The organism is Brachyspira murdochii DSM 12563 (assembly GCF_000092845.1).
Taxonomy (GTDB): Bacteria; Spirochaetota; Brachyspiria; order Brachyspirales; family Brachyspiraceae; genus Brachyspira; species Brachyspira murdochii.
Window position 1 is genome coordinate 1,442,689 of sequence record NC_014150.1, and the last position, 24,673, is coordinate 1,467,361.

The 24,673-nt window shown below is 29.4% G+C and carries 23 protein-coding genes; 7 read left to right on the plus strand and 16 right to left on the minus strand.

The features are described 5' to 3' along the window. Nucleotides 1–19: 19 nt before the first annotated feature. The gene (locus BMUR_RS06245) at nucleotides 20–1,210 is read left to right on the plus strand and encodes an MFS transporter (protein ID WP_013113756.1); all 1,191 of its coding nucleotides are present in this window, start codon (nucleotides 20–22) and stop codon (nucleotides 1,208–1,210) included. A gap of 8 nt (nucleotides 1,211–1,218) precedes the next feature. Here the strand turns inward: BMUR_RS06245 and BMUR_RS06250 are convergent, their stop codons facing one another. The 13 genes from BMUR_RS06250 to BMUR_RS06310 all read right to left on the minus strand — a co-directional run bounded on the left by BMUR_RS06250 (nucleotide 1,219) and on the right by BMUR_RS06310 (nucleotide 14,301). Next, nucleotides 1,219–3,021 (minus strand): methyl-accepting chemotaxis protein, encoded by a 1,803-nt coding sequence (locus BMUR_RS06250; protein WP_013113757.1) that lies wholly within the window; start codon nucleotides 3,019–3,021, stop codon nucleotides 1,219–1,221. 270 nt (nucleotides 3,022–3,291) lie between these two features. Then, nucleotides 3,292–3,651 (minus strand): DUF1667 domain-containing protein, encoded by a 360-nt coding sequence (locus BMUR_RS06255; RefSeq protein WP_013113758.1) that lies wholly within the window; start codon nucleotides 3,649–3,651, stop codon nucleotides 3,292–3,294. Between the two features lie 46 nt (nucleotides 3,652–3,697). After that, nucleotides 3,698–4,564, minus strand: a complete 867-nt coding sequence (locus BMUR_RS06260; RefSeq protein WP_013113759.1) for an arginase family protein — start codon at nucleotides 4,562–4,564, stop codon at nucleotides 3,698–3,700. Nucleotides 4,565–4,590: 26 nt separating this feature from the next. After that, nucleotides 4,591–5,865, minus strand: a complete 1,275-nt coding sequence (locus tag BMUR_RS06265) for an NAD(P)/FAD-dependent oxidoreductase (protein ID WP_013113760.1) — start codon at nucleotides 5,863–5,865, stop codon at nucleotides 4,591–4,593. Nucleotides 5,866–5,896: 31 nt separating this feature from the next. After that, nucleotides 5,897–7,336, minus strand: coding sequence for an NAD(P)/FAD-dependent oxidoreductase (locus tag BMUR_RS06270; protein ID WP_013113761.1), 1,440 nt, complete (start codon nucleotides 7,334–7,336; stop codon nucleotides 5,897–5,899). Nucleotides 7,337–7,458: 122 nt separating this feature from the next. Continuing rightward, entirely contained in the window at nucleotides 7,459–8,943 is a 1,485-nt protein-coding gene (gene glpK / locus BMUR_RS06275) for a glycerol kinase GlpK (protein ID WP_013113762.1), read from the minus strand. Between the two features lie 91 nt (nucleotides 8,944–9,034). Next, entirely contained in the window at nucleotides 9,035–9,775 is a 741-nt protein-coding gene (locus tag BMUR_RS06280; RefSeq protein WP_013113763.1) for an MIP/aquaporin family protein, read from the minus strand. Between the two features lie 81 nt (nucleotides 9,776–9,856). Then, nucleotides 9,857–10,354, minus strand: coding sequence for a rubrerythrin family protein (locus BMUR_RS06285; protein ID WP_013113764.1), 498 nt, complete (start codon nucleotides 10,352–10,354; stop codon nucleotides 9,857–9,859). Nucleotides 10,355–10,708: 354 nt separating this feature from the next. Next, on the minus strand, nucleotides 10,709–11,026 hold the full coding sequence (locus BMUR_RS06290; RefSeq protein WP_013113765.1) for a hypothetical protein: 318 nt from the start codon (nucleotides 11,024–11,026) through the stop codon (nucleotides 10,709–10,711). 37 nt (nucleotides 11,027–11,063) lie between these two features. Then, nucleotides 11,064–11,615, minus strand: a complete 552-nt coding sequence (locus BMUR_RS06295; RefSeq protein ID WP_104619283.1) for a hypothetical protein — start codon at nucleotides 11,613–11,615, stop codon at nucleotides 11,064–11,066. 80 nt (nucleotides 11,616–11,695) lie between these two features. Next, complete coding sequence (locus BMUR_RS06300; RefSeq protein WP_013113767.1) at nucleotides 11,696–12,253, minus strand: hypothetical protein; 558 nt, start codon at nucleotides 12,251–12,253, stop codon at nucleotides 11,696–11,698. A 17-nt stretch (nucleotides 12,254–12,270) separates the two neighbouring features. Beyond that, a complete protein-coding gene (locus BMUR_RS06305) occupies nucleotides 12,271–13,470 on the minus strand; it encodes an MFS transporter (protein ID WP_013113768.1) in 1,200 nt (399 codons plus the stop codon). A 237-nt stretch (nucleotides 13,471–13,707) separates the two neighbouring features. Further along, on the minus strand, nucleotides 13,708–14,301 hold the full coding sequence (locus tag BMUR_RS06310; protein ID WP_013113769.1) for a GDSL-type esterase/lipase family protein: 594 nt from the start codon (nucleotides 14,299–14,301) through the stop codon (nucleotides 13,708–13,710). 391 nt (nucleotides 14,302–14,692) lie between these two features. Between BMUR_RS06310 and BMUR_RS14940 the strand changes: the two genes are divergently transcribed. Next, entirely contained in the window at nucleotides 14,693–14,857 is a 165-nt protein-coding gene (locus BMUR_RS14940) for a hypothetical protein (protein ID WP_244833519.1), read from the plus strand. Nucleotides 14,858–14,906: 49 nt separating this feature from the next. Here BMUR_RS14940 and BMUR_RS06320 read toward each other — a convergent pair whose 3' ends face one another. Beyond that, nucleotides 14,907–15,671, minus strand: a complete 765-nt coding sequence (locus BMUR_RS06320) for a cell division protein FtsQ/DivIB (protein WP_013113770.1) — start codon at nucleotides 15,669–15,671, stop codon at nucleotides 14,907–14,909. A gap of 24 nt (nucleotides 15,672–15,695) precedes the next feature. After that, nucleotides 15,696–17,651, minus strand: a complete 1,956-nt coding sequence (gene metG / locus BMUR_RS06325) for a methionine--tRNA ligase (protein WP_013113771.1) — start codon at nucleotides 17,649–17,651, stop codon at nucleotides 15,696–15,698. Between the two features lie 351 nt (nucleotides 17,652–18,002). Between metG and BMUR_RS06330 the strand changes: the two genes are divergently transcribed. Continuing rightward, nucleotides 18,003–19,841, plus strand: coding sequence for a methyl-accepting chemotaxis protein (locus BMUR_RS06330; RefSeq protein WP_013113772.1), 1,839 nt, complete (start codon nucleotides 18,003–18,005; stop codon nucleotides 19,839–19,841). Nucleotides 19,842–19,943: 102 nt separating this feature from the next. Here the strand turns inward: BMUR_RS06330 and BMUR_RS06335 are convergent, their stop codons facing one another. Continuing rightward, complete coding sequence (locus BMUR_RS06335) at nucleotides 19,944–20,828, minus strand: MBL fold metallo-hydrolase (RefSeq protein ID WP_013113773.1); 885 nt, start codon at nucleotides 20,826–20,828, stop codon at nucleotides 19,944–19,946. A 185-nt stretch (nucleotides 20,829–21,013) separates the two neighbouring features. Between BMUR_RS06335 and BMUR_RS06340 the strand changes: the two genes are divergently transcribed. The 4 genes from BMUR_RS06340 (at nucleotide 21,014) to BMUR_RS06355 (ending at nucleotide 24,671) form a co-directional block, all read left to right on the plus strand. After that, nucleotides 21,014–21,787 carry an exodeoxyribonuclease III gene (locus tag BMUR_RS06340; RefSeq protein WP_013113774.1) on the plus strand — a complete coding sequence of 258 codons (774 nt, stop codon included), beginning with the start codon at nucleotides 21,014–21,016 and terminating at the stop codon, nucleotides 21,785–21,787. 80 nt (nucleotides 21,788–21,867) lie between these two features. After that, nucleotides 21,868–22,200, plus strand: a complete 333-nt coding sequence (locus tag BMUR_RS06345) for an STAS domain-containing protein (protein WP_013113775.1) — start codon at nucleotides 21,868–21,870, stop codon at nucleotides 22,198–22,200. Between the two features lie 18 nt (nucleotides 22,201–22,218). Then, nucleotides 22,219–22,539, plus strand: coding sequence for a YggT family protein (locus BMUR_RS06350; RefSeq protein ID WP_013113776.1), 321 nt, complete (start codon nucleotides 22,219–22,221; stop codon nucleotides 22,537–22,539). 2 nt (nucleotides 22,540–22,541) lie between these two features. Further along, complete coding sequence (locus BMUR_RS06355; protein ID WP_013113777.1) at nucleotides 22,542–24,671, plus strand: tetratricopeptide repeat protein; 2,130 nt, start codon at nucleotides 22,542–22,544, stop codon at nucleotides 24,669–24,671. Nucleotides 24,672–24,673: the final 2 nt, after the last annotated feature.

Below are 24,673 nucleotides of genomic sequence, written 5' to 3' on the forward strand. Positions count from 1 at the left end.
CAATTATAGGTTAAATAAAATGATTATTTTAGTTTATTCAATGCCTTTTCTAATTTACTTATGCTCAAGCATATTCAGTACTGTTTTGGTTATCAATGCTTCCAAAGCAATGGCAACCCCGTTTTTTATATCATTAATAGGTGTTTCATATGGTACTGGTATGATGATAAGTGCAAGTATATTCTCTAAGTTTAAAATACCAAAGAGAATATATCCTAAAATATTGTATGCAGAAGCATGCTCTCAAATAATAATATCCGTATTATGTTTGATATATTTAAAAAATGAGATGGTGCTTTTATATTCATTTTTATTTGGAGCTAATGTAACAGCATTTTTTGTATGCTTTCAGTCTTTGCTTGATTCTGTTTCCAAAGATTTGCCTATAAGAATAAGCAGCGGGCTTTTTATATTCTCTTGGACTTTGGGGCTTGCCGTAGGACCTATTGTTACTGGATTTATATATAAACTCAATCCTAATATAGGTTTTATGATTGTTATAGCTATGAGTATTTTAATATTTACTTTTTTCTATATGTCGAGGCATTTGCATTTGAAGGCTAATCGTCATAAATGGGAAGAGCCTTTTATGAGAGCCCCAAGATACAAGGTATATATAGGCTGGCTTATAATATTTGTAGGTGCGGCTGTACTTCATACTTTAAGATTTATGTTTCTTGATTATGGCATCAAAGAGGCTGGACTTTCAGAATCTAAGGCTGCGATGCTTGTAGGAAGTTTATCGGCTTTTATGGCTATAGGGGCATTATTTTCTGCATTTTATTTGAGATTTTTAGAAAAGAAAAGAGTATTTACTGTGGTAGGATTATTAACACCTGCGGCTCTTACATTAATACTTATTACTAAAAATTTTTGGATATTTTTAATAGCATTTGTATTTTTAGGTTTTGTAAGCGGATTCGGATATTTCTTCGGGCTTTACTATGCTTTGGCAGACCAAGAAAACGCTACTGCAAATGTTGCTGTTAATGAGGCTCTTACTGGAATAGCTGCTTTAATAATACCTTTTGCTGTTGGGTATTTAGCTTCTAATTTCTCATATTTCATAGCATTTTTATTTATGATGATAGTATCTTTAATATGCTATTCTATTGCTATATATATAATGTGGCAGAAAAAAAGAACTGCACTTCTTAAAGAGAAGTTTAAAAAACTTATAGAAGAAGCAGATAAACAGTATGATAAATAAAAGTTAAACTATAATTTAAAATACACTAGTTCTTTTTGAATATTATCCGTTCCATTAGCAATATCTCTTCCTAGTTCAGAACTATGACTTGCCAAATTGGAATTTTCCTGAGTGATATTATTAAGTTCATTCATAGAGCTTCCTATTTGTTTAACACTGTCTTCCTCCTCATTAACAGAAGAAGAAATATTAACTAATATTTCAAGAACATCCTTTGTAGATTTTTCTATTTCTGATAATATATCTAATGAATTTTTTGCCGAACTATTTCCAACATCTATTTTTGATACAGTAGTTTCTATAATACTAGTAATATTAACAGCAGCCTCATTAACATTCTGTGCTAAAGTTCTAATCTCAGAAGCTACAACGGCAAAGCCTTTACCCTGATCTCCGGCACGTGCTGCCTCAACTGCTGCATTCAAAGCTAATATATTAGTTTGAAAAGCTACATTTTGTATTACTTTACTAATACTTGATATCTCTTTGCTAGATTCATATATCTCATTCATATTATTAGTAATTTCATTTACAGACTGAACTCCTTTATTTGCAGACTGTGTTACCTCATAACTCATATCTTTAGCTAACTGACAGTTTTTGGCTGTAGATGATATTGCTGAAAATAAACTTTCAACAGAAGATGATATTTCTTCTACAACTGCTGCTTCCGATGATGTTCTGTTAGATAAATTATCTATTCCAGAGGCTATTTCATTTGAAGCATTGCTTATTGCCTGTATATTCATTTTTAATTGAGAAACCAAATTATTTATAGCAAACTGCATATCATTAATAGAATTATTAAGATGTCCTGCCATACCATTTTTAGCAAGTTCATTTTCTTCAAATTTATTATTAAAATTTCCGTCTTTCATAGAAGTTATAGTATTAATAGCATTATTTAAATTTCTTGATAGAGGTATGGCTATTTTAGAAACAAGTAAAAACTCCAATAATATTAATATAATAACAACAACTAAAAATGAAAGCATAAGTTTATTAAAGTTATTATAAAAATCAGAAGCACTGTCTTTAAATACTAAAAAAAATGGAGCATTATTAATTCTTTTTATGAAAAACCATTCATCTTTAACAATATCAATTTTTTCATCAATATTTGAAAAATTATCCTTATACTCTGCAAATATAGGATCATTAAATAAAGTATTATCTTTATTTAAAATATAATCCTTATTGTCATGTGTAATAAATGTACCGTCCAAATAAACTAAATGAAAATTACAATCAAAATATCTTTTTCCTTTTACTATAAAATCTTCCATATTATCAAAATCTATTCCTACAACTCCCATTAAATGTGAATTAGTATAAATAGCTTTGCTGAAAGTAATTGCTATTTTTCCTGATGCTGCATCCAAGTAAGGTGCACTTATTACTATATCATTAGTATTTATTGCATCCTGATACCAGCCTCTTCCAACATGATCATATGTTCTAGGATGTACTACTAATGTATTAATAAATAATCCTCCGTCAGAATAAGAAATAGTTTCTCCAAAATATATACTTAAATAATTTTTATATGTTCTTTGTATATTTGTTATAAATCGTCCGAAAGATTCATAATCTGGGATTATTTCTAGATTTTTACTAATTAAAAGCATATCATCTTTTATAGCATTAATATAATCTTCTGCCACAATATCTATATTCATAGCTTTAGATTTAGTTTCTTCTAAAAATTGATTTTTGTATATTGGTTTATAGATAAAATAAATAATTGCTAAAACTAATACCAAAAAAATTATAAATGGTGCTAAAAATTTAATAATTAAATCATTTTTCATAAGACTATTTAACCTCTATACAATATATAGTATACTTTATATAATATATAATAGTCATTTATTATGCATAATTCAAGTGTAAAATATTTTTTATTAATTTTATGAAAAAAAATGATAATTTTATATTAATAATTAAGTATAATATTAGTTTGAGTTAAAAAAACAAAATTATATATTTTTATCCAAGGCATATAGTAGTAAATGATAATATTAATAATACTCATTTATTAAAGTTTAGTTAATAAATGAGTATTATATAAATAAAAAAAATTAAAGAGCTTCTATATTTCTAGTAGCTACTATGTCCGAACCAGCAGCATTATGAAGCACAATATCTCCAATATGAATAGGTGCCTGAACTTCTACAGTTTTTAAAGCCTCTAAACATTCATTAATTCTTGATTTGTCTATAGGCTCTTTAGTTTTTACTGGAAGCATTTTTAATTTACCGTTTTTTATTTTTACTATAGAAGTAACCATTCTCACAGGACGAACAACCTCATCTCTGGCATAAGTGTCTCCTCTTTTGCAGGTATTACCGCTTACGCTTGTAACTTGATTTCCATCCATATCCACAGACAAAGCACAGCCCATAGGGCAGCATATACAAGTTAATTCTTTTTTTTCCATAAAATTACTTCCTTTTATCTTTTAATAGTTTTTAGTTTATAATTATCTAATTAAATAAAGGCAGCTCAGCCATCATATTTTTCATAAGTATTTCTACCCTTGGCATATGCTCGGCTATAGTAAGACCTGCCAATTCTTTTTCTCCTGCTATATCATTTATAACCCTAACAGCCTCATTAATTTTCATTCCATTTGGAGAAACACCGACAGCCGCTATTATTTCATTAGGATCAAGAACATCTAAATCAAAATGTATGAATACTTTACTAGCCTTGCATTCTTTAAGCCATTTTATTATACATTCGCTTGACTTAGAAATCTCTTCAGGAGCAAAATGCTTTATGCCATACTCTTTTTGACGAATCCTTATCTCCTCTCTTTCCCAGTCTCTAAGTCCTAAAAATAAAATATTCTCTGATGAAATTTTACTTGGAAGATTATTTATAGCATCTATTTTACCCATGCAGGCACTTACAGCCATAGCATGATATCCTGCATAAGTATTGTCTTCAGGTAAAGTTATATCAGGGTGAGCGTCTATCCATATCAAAGCTATATCATTATTATATTTTTTGTTTAAATATGTAAAAGGAGCAGCACTTACAGAACATTCTCCTCCAAAAACTATTATTTTATCAGGATTATTTTTATTTAGTATATCTAAGGCACTATTAGTTTGTTTTACTATATAATCATAATCCATAATACCATTTTTTACTTCTCTTTTTTCTATATTAAGAGAAACAGGAACTTCTATAGTTTTATGAGTATTATTTTCTGGTGCTAATATACTTAAAAGTTTAGCTCCTAAATAATAGCCTCTTGAAGAATCTTCAGGTTTTAACTCCTTTATCCAATGCGATATTATACCGCCCTGCCACTGCGGATAAACTAACCTTAAAGTTTGAGACATAAATATAAACTCCAAATTATATTATATTAATTATCTTCTATCTTAAACTCAATATTTTTAAGACCTTCTTTTGAAAGCATAGCCTTATCTAATTTTACACTCTCCATTTCACCGGGAGCAAATATCAAATGCTTTTTATGTATCACTCTCTCGCCGTCAAAATATACATTTAAGAATTTGTTTTGAAATATAGCACTTACTCTAAACCTTACCATCACATGATCATCTACATTGTGAGCATTAATCATAGAAGGCACAGTATATCTCACACCATTAGAGCCTTTTAATGAAATAGAGTTTGTATTATCTCTTCTTTTGTTTTTAAGTACATACTCAGCAGCACTTTTTCCGGCAGTTTCAGCCTCTTCAGAAACAAAATCTACCAAGTCATGAACATGAAGAACATTACCGCAAGAGAATACTCCGTCAATATTAGTCTCCAAACTTTCATTAACTATAGCACCAGAGGTTATAGGGTTAATCTCAACGCCAATCTCTTTTGAAAGCTCATTTTCTGGTATAAGCCCAACAGATAAAAGCAAAGTATCGCATGAATAATATTCTTCAGTGCCTTTAATAGGCTTCATATTCTCATCAACTTTAGCTATTGTAACGCCTTCAAGTCTGTCTTTACCTTTTATGTCGATAACTGTATGACTTAATTTAAGAGGTATATTAAAATCGTCCAAACACTGAACTATATTTCTTTTAAGCCCTCCGGAAAATGGAAGTATCTCGGCAACAACCTTAACTTTAGCTCCCTCAAAAGTCATTCTCCTAGCCATAATAAGTCCAATATCTCCAGAGCCAAGTATAACAACTTCCTTGCCCGGCATATATCCTTCTATATTTACTAAATGCTGAGCAGCACCTGCAGAAAATATCCCGGCAGGTCTGAAACCCGGTATATTCAAAGCCCCTCTTGAACGCTCACGGCAGCCCATAGCAAGTATCACAGCTTTAGAGCTAATCTGCACCAAGCCTTCTTCTTTATTGATATAAGTAATTATTTTTTCTTTACTATCATTAAGCACAATATCAAGCACCATAGTATTGAGTTTATAATTAATATTTAAATCATAAACTTTTTCTATAAATCTGTAAGCATATTCAGGACCAGTAAGCTCTTCACCGAATCTATGAAGCCCAAAACCATTATGTATGCATTGATTGAGTATGCCTCCAAGCACCTCATCGCGTTCCAACATAAGCAAATTATCTATGCCGTTTTCTTTAGCAGAAACAGCAGCAGCAAGCCCAGCAGGACCTCCGCCTATAATAACAACATCATAAGACTGCATTTTTACTCCTTAAATACTAATAATCTCTAAATCAAAAAGTTTCCTTATCATAACCAATAACTATTTCAGAGCCTTTGCCGCATTTAGTAATAGTTAGAGGAGAAACATTAAGTTCTCTCGCTAATATCTCTATTATCTTAGGAGAACAAAAACCGCCCTGACATCTTCCAAGCCCGGCACGCACTCTTCTTTTTACTCCGTCAATAGATTTAGCTCCTATAGGACTTTTTATAGCTTCTACAATCTCACCCTCAGTTACCTTTTCACATCTGCAGATTATATGTCCGTATAAAGGATTTTCTTTTATGAGTTTATTTTTCTCTTCATTAGAAAGTTTATTAAAATGAGTTATTCCCTTTCTTTTTTCTATAAAGTTTTCTTTTTTCTCGAAGTTTCCTTTCTTGCTTACAATATCGGCAACCATTACACCAATAGCAGGAGAAGAAACAAGACCAGGGGATTCTATACCAGCACAGTCGAAAAATCCTTCGCAGTCTTCAAGCTCTTTTATGATAAACTCATGATTATCTTCATGAGGACGAAGCCCGCAGAATGAAGTTATAACCTTATTATACGGTATATTTTTTACTGTGAGTTTTGACTTTTCTATAATCTGAGCAAGTCCTTCAGCTGTGGTATTTAAGCCCTCTTTATCTTCTATATCAATAGCTGTGGGTCCAAGCATTATATTGCCATGAGCTGTGGGCGTAACTAATATACCTTTACCCAATTTTGTAGGAAGAGCAAATATTGTAGAAGTTACTAAATTATCAACTTCTTTGTCAAGCAATATATAGTCGCCTCTTCTTGGAGTAATATGTATTTTGTTTTTGCTCATCATATTATGAAACTTATCAGCATAAACTCCAGCTGCATTAACAATATATTTAGCTTTTATAGGTCCGTTATTAGTTTCTGCTTCAAAAGTACCGTCATCAAGTTTTTTGATATTTATAACTTCAGTATAAAATTTAAATTCAACTCCATTAGCATAAGCATTTTCAGCATAAGCAATATTTAAAATGAATGGATCTACTATACCGCCAGTAGGAGCATACAAAGCACCGCATACATTATCGTTTAGATTAGGCTCTTTTTTATGAACTTCTTCTTTATTTAATATTTGAAGTCCTTCAACTCCGTTTTTTATTCCTCTGTCATATATAGTTTTAAGATTAGGCATGTCCTCTTCATTAGTACATACTACAAGTGAACCATTCTGTTTAAAAGGCACATCAAGGTCTTCTGCTATTTTCGGCATCATCTTATTGCCAAGAACATTTAACTTTGCCATAAGTGAACCATTTGCCGCATCAAACCCTGCATGCACTATTCCGCTGTTGGATTTTGAAGTGCCTGAGCAAACATCTTCTCCTCTTTCTACAACGCATATACTAGCTTTATACCTAGAAAGTTCGCGTGCTGAAGAAGTACCAGACACACCAGCACCAATAATTAATATATCATACATTATATATCCCTCGTAAATTATATTAGATGTTATTAATTGAAATAAATAATTAAGAACTAAATGCATATTAATATTCAATTATTAGAAATGAATATTAATATGCAAATAATGACAATAAGAAATTATAAAGCCCAGCCTCTTGATCTCTCAACAGCTTTTTTCCAGCCCATATATTTTTTATTTCTCTCTTCTTCAGAAATTGAAGGAGTAAACTCTCTTTCTAATTTCCATCTATTTGCTATCTCATCTTTATCCTTCCAGAATCCCACAGCAAGCCCTGCCAAATAAGCAGCACCCAAAGCAGTAGTTTCTGTTATTTGAGGACGAAGAACTTTTGTATTAATAATGTCAGCTTGGAACTGCATTAAGAAATTATCACGGCAGGCTCCTCCGTCTACTTTTAATGAAGCTAATTTAACACCGCTGTCTGCAACCATAGCATCAATAACATCTTTACTTTGATAAGCTATAGCCTCTTCTGCTGCTCTTATTATATGACTTCTATTAACTCCTCTTGTAATACCTACTAAACAGCCTCTAGCATACATATCCCAATAAGGAGCACCAAGCCCAACAAAGGCAGGCACTAAATAAACTCCGTTAGTATCTTTTACTTTTGTAGCGAAATATTCTGTATCTTTTGCATCATGAAGAAGTCTTAATTCATCACGTACCCACTGTATAACAGCACCAGCTATAAATACAGAACCTTCCAAAGCATATTCTATTTTTCCGTTATATCCTATTCCTATAGTAGTAATAAGTCCGTTCTTACTTAATATAAAATTCTCTCCAACATTCATAAGAATGAAACTTCCAGTACCATAAGTATTTTTTGTATCGCCCTTATTAAATCCAGCCTGACCGAATAATGCAGACTGCTGGTCTCCTGCTATTCCAGATATAGGTACTTCTTTACCATTAATATTAGCGTATCCGTAAACACATGAAGAATCTTTTACCTCTGGAAGCATACTCATAGGTATGTCTAATTCTCTTAAAATGTTTTCGTCCCATTTAAGTTCTTTAATATTATAAATCATAGTCCTTGATGCATTAGTATAGTCAGTAACATGAACTTTACCTCCTGTAAGTTTCCATACAAGCCAAGTATCTATTGTACCGAAAAGTAAATCGCCTTTATTGGCTTTTTCTCTAGCCCCCGGAACATTATCAAGTATCCATTTTATTTTAGTACCAGAGAAATAAGCATCAACTACCAAACCAGTATTTTCTCTTATATATGTATCAAGTCCTTTTTTCTTTAATTCATCACAAATAGGAGCAGTTCTCCTACATTGCCACACTATTGCATTATAAATAGGCTCTCCAGTATTTTTATCCCATACAACAGTAGTTTCTCTTTGATTTGTAATACCAATAGCAGCTATCTCTTCAGGCTTAACTCCTGCTATCTGTATAGCTTCCTGCAAAACTCCGAACTGAGTAGCCCAAATTTCTGCAGCATTATGTTCAACCCAGCCTTCATGAGGATAAATCTGTGTAAACTCCTTTTGAGCCACTGAAACCATATTCTGATCATAATCAAATACTATAGCTCTGCTGCTGGTTGTTCCTTGATCTATTGCAACTACATATTTTGACATAATTTAAAACTCCTTTAATTTTTATTTTTTTATACCTCAATTTATTTTTTATAGTTATTACTTTTATTTGTTTTATGGCTTTATAGCTTCATTATTTTTTAGCAAATATTTTTCCTATAGTAAAGTCATAAATAACAGCTCCTAAAACTCCGCCTACTATAGGTCCTACAACTGGAACTATCCATACATTAGTGCCGTCTGTAAGTCCGTTATTTTTAAATCCTGCTGCAACAGCAAAAAGTCTAGGTGCTAAATCACGTGCTGGATTAATAGCATAACCATGCATAAATCCAAATGAAGTACCTATTGCAACTATTATAAGACCAACTATTATAGGTCCTAAATTAGCACCTGCAGGAGTATTATTAGCATCTCCTGTAGCAAGAATTAAAAATACCAAAAGAAATGTACCTACTACTTGATCTATAAATCCAGGCCAAAATCCTGGTACGGCTGGGAAAGTTGTAAATACTCCGGCTGTAGTTTCAAGATTAGGGGCAACTTCTATCCACTTTCCATAATAAACAGCAAATACTATAGCAGCCCCAATAAAGAAGCCTATCATCTGAGCTACAATATAATACCAAACTTTAGACCATTGAAAACGTCCTGTAGTAGCTAATGCCAAAGTAACAGCAGGATTAAGATGAGCCCCGCTTATCTTTCCAGAAGCATATATACCAAAAGTTACAGCTAGCCCCCAAGCTATATGTATATTAATAGCTGTACCGTTATTACCTATAAGTACAGAAGCAACTACTCCGCAGCCAAATAAAGCTATCATCATAGAACCTATTATCTCTGCTAAAAACTCTGATTTCTTACTATACATTATTACCCCCATAAATTAATTATTTTTTTAATATAATGTTTTTTTATTTTTTTATTTATTTTATTTATTGAAGTTTTTATACTAATTTACTCCTCCAACTCTATATTGCTCACATACTGGACATCTTTTTGGAGCAATGGCATCATTATGCACATATCCGCATTTGCTGCATTGCCATTTGTTTATGCTTTCAACATTTTCTCCTAAATATTTTTCAAACATCTTTTTATGACCTTCTTCTATTTTTCCCACATGCTCAAAAAGTATAGCTATATCATTAAATCCTTCTTCTCTTGCAGTTTCAGCAAATTTTAAATACATATCTTCAGATTCATAAGTCTCCCCTGCTATAGCGTCTTTTAAATTCTCATCTTTTGATAGTATACCATGATAGCGTTCAAACCATAACTTACCATGCTCCTGCTCATTTCTGGAGGCTTTCTCATAGGCTAATGCCAAATTTTCCATACCCTCTTCCCTAGCTTTTTCGGCATAGTACATGTATTTGCACCTTGCCATTGCTTCTCCTATAAAAGCAGTCTTTAAGTTTTCAGCTGTTTTTGATTTTTTTAAATCCATTATTACCTCCAATCTTTTAATTATTTGTTCTATATTTAACTAGTATAGAAATTTTATTAATGAAATATATATAAATGCTCAAAAAAAGGTTATTTTTTAATATTTTTAAGCTAAAAAATAATTGAAATATAATAAAATTTATTTGATTTATATAAATTATACATATACCATGTTACGGTATAATTTATATTGTTTTTAATGTGAATTATCCTAACTTTAATAAATAATTAATATACTAGAGAATATACCTATACCATGTAGTTGTATATTAATAGAAAAAACTAAAAAGTTATTTAATACATTTTATACATTATTTTGCAAAAAATAATAATGTATTAAAATAGTATTTGATTATTATTTTATTTCTTCTTTTTTATATACAACATAAATATTATTACTAAATATCATTGGCATATTCATATTTGAATAACTTTTTGTATTATTCACATAATATATAATATTTGAATTTTCTGTTTCATTCCAATAACCTGTTTTATTAAAAGCTGCTCCCATATCTAAAAACCAATCTTTATTCTCATTAAAATTTACAAATTCCAAACTAAACCCTTCTCCATCAGCATCTTTAGATATAGCATTAACAACATCAATATAATATTCCCATTTATAAGGTTCTTTATAATATTTAGTATAGATAATATTATTTACACTCATATTAAAAGTATTAAGTATAAAAAATATAATTATAAAATTAAAAATAGTATAATAAATACATAATAGGGGCAAAAGATAAACCAAAAGCTCCATATTGATAGCGGAAAAGTCCTGGTATACCATTAGCCAAATTGGTAAATATTACCGTTACAGGCAGATATAATATAAATAATAAAAATGCCTCTCTTACTATAATATAACTCTTACTATTATCAGAATTATATACATTAATAAATTTATATTCCTTATTAGAAAAATATTTAATAGATGTAAATATAAATGAAAATGCTGCAAATATAATAGATAATATTAACATTGTAATAGCAAAATACATCAATGGATTTTTTATATAAAATTCAATTATACGTGATAGGTTATTTCCGCCATACACTGTTGAAAATTCATTTGTAGGAAACATAAAAAGAGAATGTACCTGCGGATATATTATAGTTTTATTTATATTTCCTGAAGCCTTGCCTAACATTTTATGAAGATTATCAAAATTATTTCTTATTTCATAAACTAAATATGGTAAATATGTTAAAAATGATAAAAACACACCTATCGCAAGAGGAATTATATTTTTCAAAGTTTTTTTATATCTTATAATCAAATATACAATAACTGTTGGAACAATACCATAATAAACAGCAAAATGTGCTTGTCCCATTAATGCCAAGATGGGAATATAAGCATAGCGGGTAAAAAAGAATTATCTGATGAAGTATATTCACAAAACATCATGAAAAATAAAAAAGAAAATGAAAGAGTAATACACGGATTATAAAATATCATATTTCTACTAATATAATATATATTCATTAGCACTAAAGAAGATATAACGGCAAATATTTTTAGAGAAAATCTTTTAAATACCCAATATAAAAATAATAAAACAGGTATTAGCATAGATATAAGATTATATATGCGAGCTATAAATAAATTACCATTAGCAAGCTTATAACAGATAAGAAAGTGAATATAAAAAAATCCGCCTGGTACTCTAGGTTCACTATTATCAAATAATGAACCCATTTCAAAACGGGCTCCTAAATGCGGAAATTCATCATTTTCATAATGTATTTTCATATCATAAAAATGAGAGGAAAAATCTCTATAATATTCCTGACCATCTCTAGGAAATGAATATATTCTCAAAACTACAGAAAATATTATAACAAATATAATTAAAACATATACCAAATACCTACTATAACTTTTTAACATAAAACCTCACTATAGTATTATTGATTATTTTTATTATAAAGCATAACTACGCAGAAAAAAGCAAGAACCGATAATACAGCACCTCCAAAACCTACAAACCTTACCCCGAAATTATCAAATATACTGCTTCCAACAAAGGACCCCAAAGCTATACCAAAATTAAATGAAAACGAGTTATTTGATGAAGCCAATGTAATACATGAAGGATAATCCTTTTCTGTAAAATCAAGTATATTAAGCTGTACAGGTGAGTTCATCAAATACATTAAAAAACCTATAATAAGTATTACAATAGCTGCACTTATATAATTAAGCAAAGCAAAAGGAAGAACTATCATGCATAAAAACTGCATTATAAAAATAAATCTTAATCTATAAACTCCGTTATGCTCTGCTAGTTTACCAGAAAGCAAATTACTGAAAAGAACAGCAACGCCAAAAACAAGCAATGCCGCACTTATATATTTATTTGGTATATGAACATAATCAAGAAAAATAGGCTTTAAATAAGTGTATAGTACATATGAAGAAGCAGCTCCGAAAAGTATTGTAAAAGTGCTTAGTATAAATCTTATGTCTTTAAATAGTACAAATTGGGATAATAGTTTAACCTTATGACTTGCAGTATTTCTTGGAAGAGTTACAAACATTAAGATAGTCATAACGGCACTAAAAATAGAAATAAATATAAAAGAAGACCTCCAGCCGAAATTATAGCTTAAAGTTGTTCCTATAGGCACTCCGAAAATAGAAGCTATGCTAAATCCGGAGTATATCCAAGCTACTACCATAGGTCTTTTTTCTTTTGAGGATACATACGGGCTAAAAGATATAGAAACCGATATCAGAGAACCTGAAATTACAGCAATAAGCATTCTTAAAATAAGAAGAAATGTATAATTATACGCTAATGAACATAAAAAATTAAGAATGATAAATATTATACTTGCAAATATTATAAAATGAAATCTATTGAACTTACCTGCTATAGCAGCTGAAAAAGGAGTACATACAGAATAAGCCAAAGCAAACATAGAAACAAGTCCTCCTGCTTGAACTTCGGTAATATTAAAACTCTCTGCTATTTCAGTCAAAACACCTATGACTATAAACTCGCTCGTACCTAAGGCAAAACTTAAAAGCACCAATGCTATTATAGCCAATAATTTATTTTCTTCTTTTTTTACTTCGGATATACCACTTTCTAACACTGACATAATTTTTTCTCTAAAAAAATTACTATTAATAATATATTATGTTCAAAAAAATTCAATTAAGATATATAATTTTTTTTTAATAATTTTGAATATTTTTTATATTAATTTACAGAACGCTTCCAAAAAAAATACAGCTAAATATAAAAATTGTGAGCGTATAGCAAATTCGCCAAAGGCGGACAGCATCATTTCTATACATTTTTAGCGAACAATTTTTATTAGCAATAATAAAAATTATTAGTATAAAATATCATTAATATAATTATAAATTTCAGAAGCAAATACATTATGTCCGTTTTCGCTTAAATGAACTCCGTCAAAAAATATATCATAATAATGATTTTCTTTTAATATTTTATTCACAAATAAATTATAAACATCTATGCTTTTTATATTATTTGTTTTTGTATATTGATTGATAAAATTAACATACTCTTTTAGAATATTATCAAACTCTTCTATGTTATTTGACTCAAAAAAATCAAATGCTTCCTTAATAAAAGCAATCGGAGTAAATACTATTATATCAATATTATTTTCTAAAGATTTATTAACTATGCTTATTAAATTATTTTCTATTTTTTTTACATGTTTGCATGTAAATATATCATTCACTCCTCCCATCAAAATTACAGTATCAGCATTTACACAGTCTCTGTCAAAACGAGCAAGCATACCAGATATCATATCACCATTAATGCCTTTATTAATAAAAGTAAAGTCTTTGTTATTATTACTGAATTTATCATTTAATATTTCAGTCCACACCTTGTCTCTTGATACCATATATCCATAAGTGGTGCTGTCTCCTAAACAAACTATTTTTTTCATAGCATTATTTTCCTAAAATTTGTATAATATTTTATTATATAATAACAATATAAATATTTAAATAAAAAATTATTGTGGAGAATATATAACAATTTTAAAATCCTGAAAGATGTATTCACATTAAGCAACGGATATAAAATTCCATGCATAGGATTCAACTGCTGTAAATGCTGTAAAAGAAGCTCTAAAATTAGGATACAGGCATATTGATCAGCAGCAATTTACGGTAATGAAAAAAGTATTTGAAAAAGCAATCAAAGAAAGCGGTATTAATAGAGATGATCTTTTTATCACAAGAAAAGTGCGGAATAAATAAAGGGGATATAAAACAACATTAAAAGCATTTGAAAAAACTCTTAATGATTTGTGCCTGCTTTTCATAATATGGTGTTTGCAAAACAATACTCTTCCTTTGCCTAAATCTGTAACCCCATCACGTATAAAAGAAAATACCGACATATTCGATTTTGTAATAAGCGATGAAGATATGAAAAAAATAAACAGTATGCCTTATTTCGGAGGGTATGTACATCACCCAGATAAAGTAAATTTCTAAAATGGTTTTAATAGAAAAGTAAAGCTATAGATTTAAAGTCTGCAGCTTTTTAATTAATAATAGCCTCTTTAAATCTGAAATCAATTCTTTTTGTCTGATTGCCCTGATACTGTACAGTCTTTAATACAGCAGCCAAATCAACAAACTTTTCAGCTTTCACATACTTTTCTAATATCACCTGTACATGATATCCCCTAGGGTAAAGTATAAGATCATCTCCGTAAGCATTAATCTCAGATATTAAATTGTATATTTCATTGTGATTCTTTTTAAGCTCATAAATTACAGATGCTAAATACTTGGCGTACTCATCTTCTATTTTATCACTGTTTTGAGTAATGCTTAAACCAGTGATATAAGGAACATCATAATTATAAATATTTCCGTTTTTTATAATATATCCGTCATCTGTTATCTCATATATTCCTCTGCTTGATTCAAGTAAAAATAAAGTGTCTCTTTCATCTACATTGATAATAAGCAAATCCGGAAATGAGGTCTTTATATTTTCTACTTTAATTCTTACATTTTTTTCTATATCAGAAGTTATATCTTTTTTTGGTATATTGAATAGACTTGTATTATTGTATTTTGATAATTCAGCCTCTTCCATTATATCCATAGCATTTAATCTTTTTAATCCCCTTATCTCTACACGAAGAATTCTAGCCTTATTTACAATAAGAACTAAGGCTAATATTATAATGATAAGTACAAAAATAGCTATTATTCTTTTTATTAAACTTTTCTGCTTATCGGTAAGCTTATTTTTTTTTAACTTTCTTTTAAGTCTGCTTTCTTTAGTATCTTTCATTATAATATTATTTTGTTTTAATAATTAATTAACTGAACAGCCTGCTCCAAAATCTTTTTCCGGCTTCATAAGAGAAAGGGTCTCTCCATTATCAGCCAAAAGAAGCATACCATGAGAAGTAACCCCTCTAAACTTTTTAGGCTTTAAATTTGCCAAATAAAGAACTGTTTTACCAACCATATCTTCAGGCTTATAATACTCTGCTATAGAAGATACAACTACTCTCTGCTCGCCTCCTCCAATATCAAGCACAAATTTTAAAAGCTTATCAGCATTTTCAACCTTTTCTGCAACTAATATTTTAGCTGTAAGAAGTTCAAGTTTTTCAAAATCTTCTTTTTCTATATTAGCTTTATGTTTATCTTCTTTAGGAGGATTAATTTGTTTTTTATTATCTTCCATACTTACCCCTATTTCTTTTTCTATGTCGTATCTATTAAATAAAGGCTCTCCCTTTTCTATTTTTGTTCCAGCTTTTAAAGAACCCCATTTCTTAGCACTTTCCAAAGAAACACTATCTCCTAATCCTAATCTGTTAAATACTTTTTTAGGAGTTTCTACAAAGAATATCTGTAAATAAGCCGTTACTATATAGTATACTTGGAAAGATATATACATTACATTAGCTAAATGATCTTTTTTAGCTTCATCTTTAGCCAAATTCCAAGGAGCACTCTCTTCTACATATTTGTTGGTCATTCTTATAACCTCCCAAATATATGACAATGCCTCATGAAATTTAAAACTATCTAATGCGGACTCCACATTGGCATCAAGTGTAAGAACCATTTTTTTAAGCTCTTTTTCTCTATCTCCAAATACACTCTCAGCCTCATCTGGAAGCACCCCATTAAAATATTTTCCAAGCATAGTAGTTATTCTATGCCATAAATTACCATAATCATTAGCTAAATCGCTATTTATTCTCTTTAAGAAAAGCTCCTGAGAATAATATCCGTCAGAACCGAAATTAATCTCTCTCATAAGAAAATATCTTAAAGCATCAACGCCGTATTTATCTATTAAAGTATTAGGATCAACAACATTTCCCCTGCTTTTACTCATTTTCTTTCCGTCATCAAAAAGCACCCAGCCATGACCAAATACTTTTTTAGGAAGCGGTATATCAAGCATTTTAAGCATTATAGGCCATATAACAGCATGGAAACGCACTATTTCCTTTCCTACAAAATGCACATCACAAGACCAATATTTTTTATATAAATCATCTTCTCCGTCTTCCGGATATCCTAAAGCAGTAATATAATTTGATAAAGCATCAATCCATACATATATACTATGCTCACTGTCAACAGGACAAGGTATTCCCCACTGAAGCCCTTTTCTTGTAACAGCCAAATCCTCTAATCCGGGAAGTAAAAAGTTTTTAAGCATTTCATTTTGTCTTTCTTTAGGCTCTAAAAACTCGGGGTGATCTTTATAATAATCTATTAACCATTGTCCATATTCTGAAAGTTTAAGATAGTAGCATTCTTCTTCTTTATACTCTAATTCTTTTTCGCAGTCCGGACAATAGAACTTACCATCATCTTTTTTTACTACCTGACTTTCTGTAAAAAATGCCTCATCGCTTACACAATAAAGCCCCTTATAAGCCCCTTTATAAATATATCCCTTATCATAAAGTATTTTAAATATTTTCTGAACTCTTCTTTCATGATAATCATCAGTAGTTCTTATATAATGACTGTAATCAATATGAAGTCTTTTCCATAACTCTTTGGTGGCATTAACAATATTATCAACATAAGCTTTAGGAGTAGTATCTGCTGCTTCAGCTTTTCTTGCAATTTTTTCACCATGTTCATCAGTACCTGTTAAAAAATAAACATCATATCCCATTATTTTTTTATATCTAGCCATAGTATCTGCTGCTATAGTACAGTAGCAATGACCGATATGCAAATAATCTGAAGGATAGTATATAGGAGTTGTAATATAAAACTTTTTATCTGTCATCTGTATGCCTCCATTTTAAGTTATAAAAACAAATCAATTATACTAAAATTAATGTTTTTTGTAAAGATAAAAAATTAATATAGTACTTCATTATTTATATTACCCAAATATTATTTTTTACAATATATCAAATAAATATTAATACATATTTACAAAATACATTGTATATAAATTTTTTGTAAACAAATAGGAATATTTTATTACATTAACTAGCATTTTTTAGAATATAAAATACTAGTTAATATTACAAAATATCAATTAATATAGTTTTTATTTTAACAACAGGAAACATGAAAAAATATATTAGTTTATACATTACATAATTTTTATTTTGAAGGAGCAAAAATTTTTATGAAGAGGAGACATTCTATAAGATTTAAAATGCCGCTTATGATAAGTATAATAACTACTATATTTTTAATTATCACTATCACAATACTGTCATATAAATCATTCAATACAGTAAGCAAATCTACTTTTTCTGGTTTTGAAAACACATTAGAAGGATACAAGTCTATGCTTGACTCTTGGTTTTCAGAAAATAAAACACTTATAAAAACTTATGCTATAACACCTGCTATAATAAGCTATTTATCTGGAAATACAAATGAAAATTATCAATTGGCAAAAACACTTAATAACTTTGAATCAATCAATAAATTTTCTTTAAATATAGGAGTAACAGATACAAATGGTACTATATTGGACAATGCTAAAAAGGCTGAAATAGGAAATAATATACAGGATTTAAGACCAGGCATATGGGATAATTTTGTACAAAGCGGATATGACACTGCATACGGAACAAAAATAATAAAATCGAGTGCAGACGGTAAATTATCATTAGCATTGATAGCAGGCGTAAGAGATATTAATAATAAATTGATAGGCACTATTTACATGATAATTAATTGGGAAGAGGTTGTAAACAGCTTAAAAAAATTAAAACTTGATGAGACTGGAAGATTATTTGCATTAGATGATGATGGAATTATAGTAGCTGATACATATGATTATATAAATGAAAAAGCAGGATCATATTTTGATTTGATGAAAAATGAGAAAAGTCAAAAAGGGATAATAAAATATAAATTAAATAATAAATCAAGAACTGCTGTATACACTAAAATGAATGAACTTCCTTGGACTTTAAATATGGCTATGGATAATAATATAATATATAAAGAAAATATTAATATGCTTAAAATAGCCTTATTAGTATGCATACTTTCTATAATATGTATAAATACTTTTGCACTTTTTTATATAAAGGCTACTATGTCTCCATTGGACAGTCTAATGAAGCAGGCACAAAAAATATCTGAAGGACATATAGAAATAAATAATTCAAAAAATACCAGAAAAGATAGAAAAGACGAATTTGGAAGGTTAGAATCGGCATTCAATATAATGAGCAGAAAACTTTCAGAAGTTATAAATGAGGTAAATGAAGCTGCAAAAGAAATTATACTTTCATCAGAAAATATGATGGAAAGCAGCAGCGAATTATCATCAAGAACTGAATCGCAGGCCTCTAGTTTGGAAGAAACTGCTGCTAGTATAGAAGAAATAGTATCAACTATACAGTCATCAACTGAAAATGCTGTAAGCGGAAAAGACATTATGAATGAATCAATAAACTATATAGGAGAGGCTGCCAATATTATAACACAGACATCTTCAAATATAGAAGAGGTTTATCAGTCAAGTGAAAAAATAAAAGATATAACTAAAATGATAGAAAACATAGCTTTCCAGACAAATATACTTGCTCTTAATGCCTCTGTAGAAGCAGCACGTGCCGGAGAACAGGGTAAAGGGTTTTCGGTTGTAGCAAGTGAGGTTAGAAATCTGGCACAAACCACTCAGTCATCAGTTAAAGATATAGCAAGCCTTATAGATAATACAGCCAAAAGAATAAATAATGCCGCACAAACTGCTAGAAAATCTCAGGAATTATTTGAAGAGCTTCAAAGTAAAGTTAAAGAAACTTCTAATTTAATGGAAAGCATATCAAATACGGCATTAGAACAGCAGTCTGGAGTAAATCAAATAAGCAATGCAGTCAATAGTATGGAAAGTCTTACCACACAAAATGCCGCTTTAGCTAATGAATCAAGCAGCATTTCAAAGAACTTACTAAGCAGAGCTAAAAAACTAGAGAAATGCATACTGTTTTTTAAATTTTAAGTTATTTTATAAAATATATAATAGGCATTTAATAACAAAAAACAATGGACATTATTTATTATAGTCCATTGTTTTTATTTTGTATATATCATTTTATAATTATTATATATTAATATAAGAACCCTCTTTGGCAAATGCAAGCTTAATATCTATTTCTTCTTTTTTTAAGAATGCAAGAAGTTTATTATATATAAGATCTATCTGAGCATCGGTTCTTTCCTGATTATGATGATGAAGTATCACATAAGGTACATTGGCATCAAGCCCCACCTGTATGGCATCATTCAAAGTAGAATGCCCCCATCCTACATGTCCGTTATAATATTCGCTTTTTGTATATTCGCCTTCTATAATAAGCACATTAGCTCCGCGTACAAAATCTATTAATCTGGCATGCAGCAAATCAGCATTATGATTATAATGTGAGAGCGAAGGGTGCTGTGCATGAAGTCGTCTTTTATAAGGTTCATGGTCTGTGAGATATACTACAGTTTTATTGCCTGAGGTTATTTTATATGAAAGGGTATGGCAAGGATGATTAACCCACATACTTTCTATAGTCATATTTCCGAAAATAATTTTCTTTCCTTCGTAAAAGGCTTCAAACTTTAAGTTGGCTGCAAATTGTTCTAAGTTTACAGGAAAATAATCTTTTGCAAGTATATTATTAATAGTGTCATACATCTCTGTAGAGGAATCTTTAGGACCGTATATTGTAAAGCTGTATTTATTTGAGAAAAAAGGTGCGAAGAAAGGTATTCCTATAATATGATCCCAATGGAAATGAGTTAAGAGTATAATACTTTCAGTTTTATCAGATTTTAAGGCATAATAGCTAGCATTTTTAAGTCCGCTTCCTGCATCTAATATTAAATAATTGCCGTCATCATCAATAACCTGAAGGCATGATGTATTACCGCCATATTCGCTGAAACTATTACCGGGGGTTGGTATAGAACCTCTGCTTCCAAGAAACCTTACTTTCACAATTTAGCCTTAAATTATTTTTTATACAATTATATCATAATACAATAATAAAAAAAAATCAATCTGCTTCTTATTTATTTATCATATTTTTTACTTATAGATAATTTTTATATAGTTGTATTATTATTATATAGAGTTTATAATAAATACCATTTACAACTATAATAAAAAAGGCTGATTAATTAATGAAAATAATATCTTGGAATGTAAACGGCATAAGAGCAGCATATAAAAAAGGCTTGGTTGATTTTATAAAAAAAGAAAATCCTGATATAATATGTCTTCAGGAAACTAAGGCTTTTGAAGAACAGCTGCCTGAAGATTTAAGAAATATAGAAGGATATGAACTTTTTATCAATCCTGCTGACCCTGAAGTAAAAAAAGGATACAGCGGAGTTGCTATATACACAAAATTAAAACCTAATAAGGTAATTAAAAATAAATTAGGAAGTAAATTTTCAGACAATGAAGGAAGAATATTATCATTAGAGTTTGATGATTTTACTATATTTAATGTATATTTCCCAAACGGCGGAAAATCTGAAGAACATTTCAATTATAAACTTTCTTTTTATGATGCTATCACAAAACATTTAACCAAATTAAAAAGCAAAACTAATGTTATATTATGCGGCGATATGAATATAGCACATGAAGCTATAGATTTGGCAAGACCTAAAGAAAATGAAAAAAGTATAGGTTTCTTACCAGAAGAGAGAGAAAAAATAACAGAGTTTTTAAATAAAGGATTTACTGATACATTTAGAATGTTTGTAAAAGAAGGCGGACATTACAGCTGGTGGGATATGAAAACTAGATCAAGAGAAAAAAATGTGGGCTGGAGAATAGATTATTTCTTTGTTAATAATGAAATAGCTCAGAATATAAAAAGAGCTGACATTATGACTGATGTTATGGGAAGCGATCACTGCCCTATACTTATAGAATGGGATAAATAAAAAACTGCTTGATTTTTTACCTTTTTATAATAATATATATTATAGTTTGCTTTTTCATTTTTTTATTTAAAGGAGTTATCATGGTTCGTACAATTATTGAAGATAAAACAGCCATAATTAATATAGAAAAAAATATTATCTCTGAAAATGTAGATATACTAGAAGAAAAATTAAATTATGTAAAAAATGCAGGAGCTTTAAACTTTATATTTGATTTTCACAATATAGAATATATGTGCTCTTCTGCCTTAGGACTCATAGCCTCTGCCTTGAGAGTATCAGGTGAAAACGGCGGCAGTGTTTATTTCTGTTCTTTAAGTAAAAAATTAAAAGCATTATTTGAATCTACTAAATTTTTAACTATAGTAAATACTGCTAATAATGTAGATGAAGCACTTAACAATATTAAATAATTTTTTTATAGGAAGTTTATGCTGGCAGAAATTGTAAGATTTTTATATGTAGTATGTATGCAGGCTTTGAGACTGTATTCTTTTATATGGTTTGTATGGATTATATTAAGCTGGCTTCAGGCTTTCGGAGCTATGCATTTGGACTATTATAACCCTATAGTAAACTTTTTTTATAAAATAACAGACGGAGTTATAGATAAGATTTTTGGCGGAAGAAGACTTATTGTAGGAGTACTTGATTTATCTCCTTTAATATTTCTTTTAGTTCTTCAAATAGCAGCTCCTATCATACTGAAAATAATATTTCAGTTTTTACTAAGCCTTGCTGTTAGGATATAGTTATGAGTTCATTAGATGATATAAGTAAGTATATTGATGACGGCGATTATAAAAAGGCTATAGAAGAGCTTGACATTCTTATATCTAAAGAACCATATAATGCCAAAGCATTTTATATGAGAGGCAAATATGCATTTATAGAACTTCAGCAGGAAGAGTTTGACAATACTAAATATGATGCAAGAAGGGCATTAATATATTCTACAATAGAATATGACTTAAATAAATCTATAGATATTGACCCTAATATAGCAGATGCATATAGAGGTCTTATGTATTTAAATAGGGATTTAAAAAATATAGACAAAGAAAGGGAATATGCTCAAATACTTTTCGATAAAGATAATACTGCATATGATGCTCTTTTAATACTTGCAAGCAGCTATCTTAATAATGGAGAAAATGAAGCTGACTTTCATCAGGCTATAGGATATTATGATGACTTTATAAAAAATGCTGAAGACAACAGAATAGCAAGATTTGAAAGAGGACTTTGCTACTACAATCTTAATATTCTTCCAAAAGCAGATATTGAAGCTAATAAACTTATTTATGATTTTCCTTTTTATGATGATGCATATTTTCTTAAAGGAATTATACTAGCGAAAAACGGCATAAACTCAGAGTTTTATGATGATGCTGTGTTCTTTTTTGACAGAGCAATAGAACTCAACAGCCTAAACTTCAATGCCATATATGAAAGAGGGGAATGGTATTTTAATAAAGGCAATTACAGAAAGGCCATAGAAAATTATAATGAACTTCTAAAATATAATAATAAATACAGATTAAATGCTTTACTTGGTAAGATTCAGGCACTTCATGATCTTATTATAGAAAATGAAGATAAGTTCTATCCAGACAGTCAGGAAGAAGGTAAAGACCTTAAAGAAGTTTTTTATCTGCTTGACAAAGTGATAAATGTACTTGGAATAAACAGCCTGCAGTACAGATACTACAGGGCTAATTTGTATGCATATCAGGGAGAGATAAAAAAAGCTATAGCTGAGTTCAAAAAAATACTGCATGAAAATAATGAGGCTTGGATTTATGAAAAAATAGCAGAGCTTTATCATAATTATGCCCAAAGCGATGATGATTATAGAGAGGCATTAAAATATTTATATCATATTGATAAAAGCGAATATAAATACTCAACATACTATATAATGATATTCTCTAATTATGAGCTTAAAAATTATGAGAAAACTGCTGAATTATGCAAAGAGCTTTTTCAATATATTTATGAAGATGATGATGAGGAAATATCTTATATAAGATTTATATATGCTCATTCTCTTCAAATGATAGGCTCTAATGATTATGAACTTATATTAAATAATCTTCAAAGATGTTTAAATAGCAAATTGGATAAAGCTGCTATATACCGTTCTATAGCAAAAATAATGCTTTATAATATGCCTAATAAATATAATAATGACGGCATAAATATGTTAAAAAAAGCTATAGGTTTGAATGATGCTTTATCATATTTTATGTACGCCAAGGAATTATTTTACGGAGATATTATAATACCGTATCCTGAACTTGCTATATCTATGGCGGATATGTCTTTTAATATAGATAATACTTTGGAATGTGCTTTAACTATTATAGGAAAAGGGTATGAACTAGGACGCGGAATAGAAAAAAATCCTAATAAAGCATTTGAAATGTACTATAAAGCATCTGAACTTTCTGATATAAACAATTCAAAATGCTCATGTGCTAAAGGGCTTACTGCTCATTGCTATTATAAAGGAATAGGCGTTGAAAAAAATGAGCGTATGGCTTTTGATATAGTGAATAAAACAGCTATGAGTAAGGGTAAAGATTCACATGATCATATAGCACTTCTTTATTCATACTTTGCTCTCAATAATATAAAAGGCTTTGATTTGATTACAGCTTTATCATTATTTGACACTATAGAATCTCATGCCAATAATCTTTATATAATAATGACTTTAAAAAGAATATATAAAAAATTAGGAAGAAAACTTGATGTTAAAAGAATGGAGAAAATGGAGAAGAATGCTTCAGAAGTAACTGGGGAATTAAATATGTCATATCTAAGAAAATACATAAAAAAGTTTAATGACTTCTACCCTATTTTAACTTTTACACTTTGACA

Excerpts from the sequence above, each read along its gene's own strand:
- BMUR_RS06245 (WP_013113756.1), top strand. The coding sequence starts at position 20 with ATGATTATTTTAGTTTATTCAATGCCTTTTCTAATTTACTTATGCTCA.
- BMUR_RS06250 (WP_013113757.1), bottom strand. The coding sequence starts at position 3,021 with ATGAAAAATGATTTAATTATTAAATTTTTAGCACCATTTATAATTTTT.
- BMUR_RS06255 (WP_013113758.1), bottom strand. The coding sequence starts at position 3,651 with ATGGAAAAAAAAGAATTAACTTGTATATGCTGCCCTATGGGCTGTGCT.
- BMUR_RS06260 (WP_013113759.1), bottom strand. The coding sequence starts at position 4,564 with ATGTCTCAAACTTTAAGGTTAGTTTATCCGCAGTGGCAGGGCGGTATA.
- BMUR_RS06265 (WP_013113760.1), bottom strand. The coding sequence starts at position 5,865 with ATGCAGTCTTATGATGTTGTTATTATAGGCGGAGGTCCTGCTGGGCTT.
- BMUR_RS06270 (WP_013113761.1), bottom strand. The coding sequence starts at position 7,336 with ATGTATGATATATTAATTATTGGTGCTGGTGTGTCTGGTACTTCTTCA.
- glpK (WP_013113762.1), bottom strand. The coding sequence starts at position 8,943 with ATGTCAAAATATGTAGTTGCAATAGATCAAGGAACAACCAGCAGCAGA.
- BMUR_RS06280 (WP_013113763.1), bottom strand. The coding sequence starts at position 9,775 with ATGTATAGTAAGAAATCAGAGTTTTTAGCAGAGATAATAGGTTCTATG.
- BMUR_RS06285 (WP_013113764.1), bottom strand. The coding sequence starts at position 10,354 with ATGGATTTAAAAAAATCAAAAACAGCTGAAAACTTAAAGACTGCTTTT.
- BMUR_RS06290 (WP_013113765.1), bottom strand. The coding sequence starts at position 11,026 with ATGAGTGTAAATAATATTATCTATACTAAATATTATAAAGAACCTTAT.
- BMUR_RS06300 (WP_013113767.1), bottom strand. The coding sequence starts at position 12,253 with ATGTTAAAAAGTTATAGTAGGTATTTGGTATATGTTTTAATTATATTT.
- BMUR_RS06305 (WP_013113768.1), bottom strand. The coding sequence starts at position 13,470 with ATGTCAGTGTTAGAAAGTGGTATATCCGAAGTAAAAAAAGAAGAAAAT.
- BMUR_RS06310 (WP_013113769.1), bottom strand. The coding sequence starts at position 14,301 with ATGAAAAAAATAGTTTGTTTAGGAGACAGCACCACTTATGGATATATG.
- BMUR_RS06320 (WP_013113770.1), bottom strand. The coding sequence starts at position 15,671 with ATGAAAGATACTAAAGAAAGCAGACTTAAAAGAAAGTTAAAAAAAAAT.
- metG (WP_013113771.1), bottom strand. The coding sequence starts at position 17,651 with ATGACAGATAAAAAGTTTTATATTACAACTCCTATATACTATCCTTCA.
- BMUR_RS06330 (WP_013113772.1), top strand. The coding sequence starts at position 18,003 with ATGAAGAGGAGACATTCTATAAGATTTAAAATGCCGCTTATGATAAGT.
- BMUR_RS06340 (WP_013113774.1), top strand. The coding sequence starts at position 21,014 with ATGAAAATAATATCTTGGAATGTAAACGGCATAAGAGCAGCATATAAA.
- BMUR_RS06345 (WP_013113775.1), top strand. The coding sequence starts at position 21,868 with ATGGTTCGTACAATTATTGAAGATAAAACAGCCATAATTAATATAGAA.
- BMUR_RS06350 (WP_013113776.1), top strand. The coding sequence starts at position 22,219 with ATGCTGGCAGAAATTGTAAGATTTTTATATGTAGTATGTATGCAGGCT.
- BMUR_RS06355 (WP_013113777.1), top strand. The coding sequence starts at position 22,542 with ATGAGTTCATTAGATGATATAAGTAAGTATATTGATGACGGCGATTAT.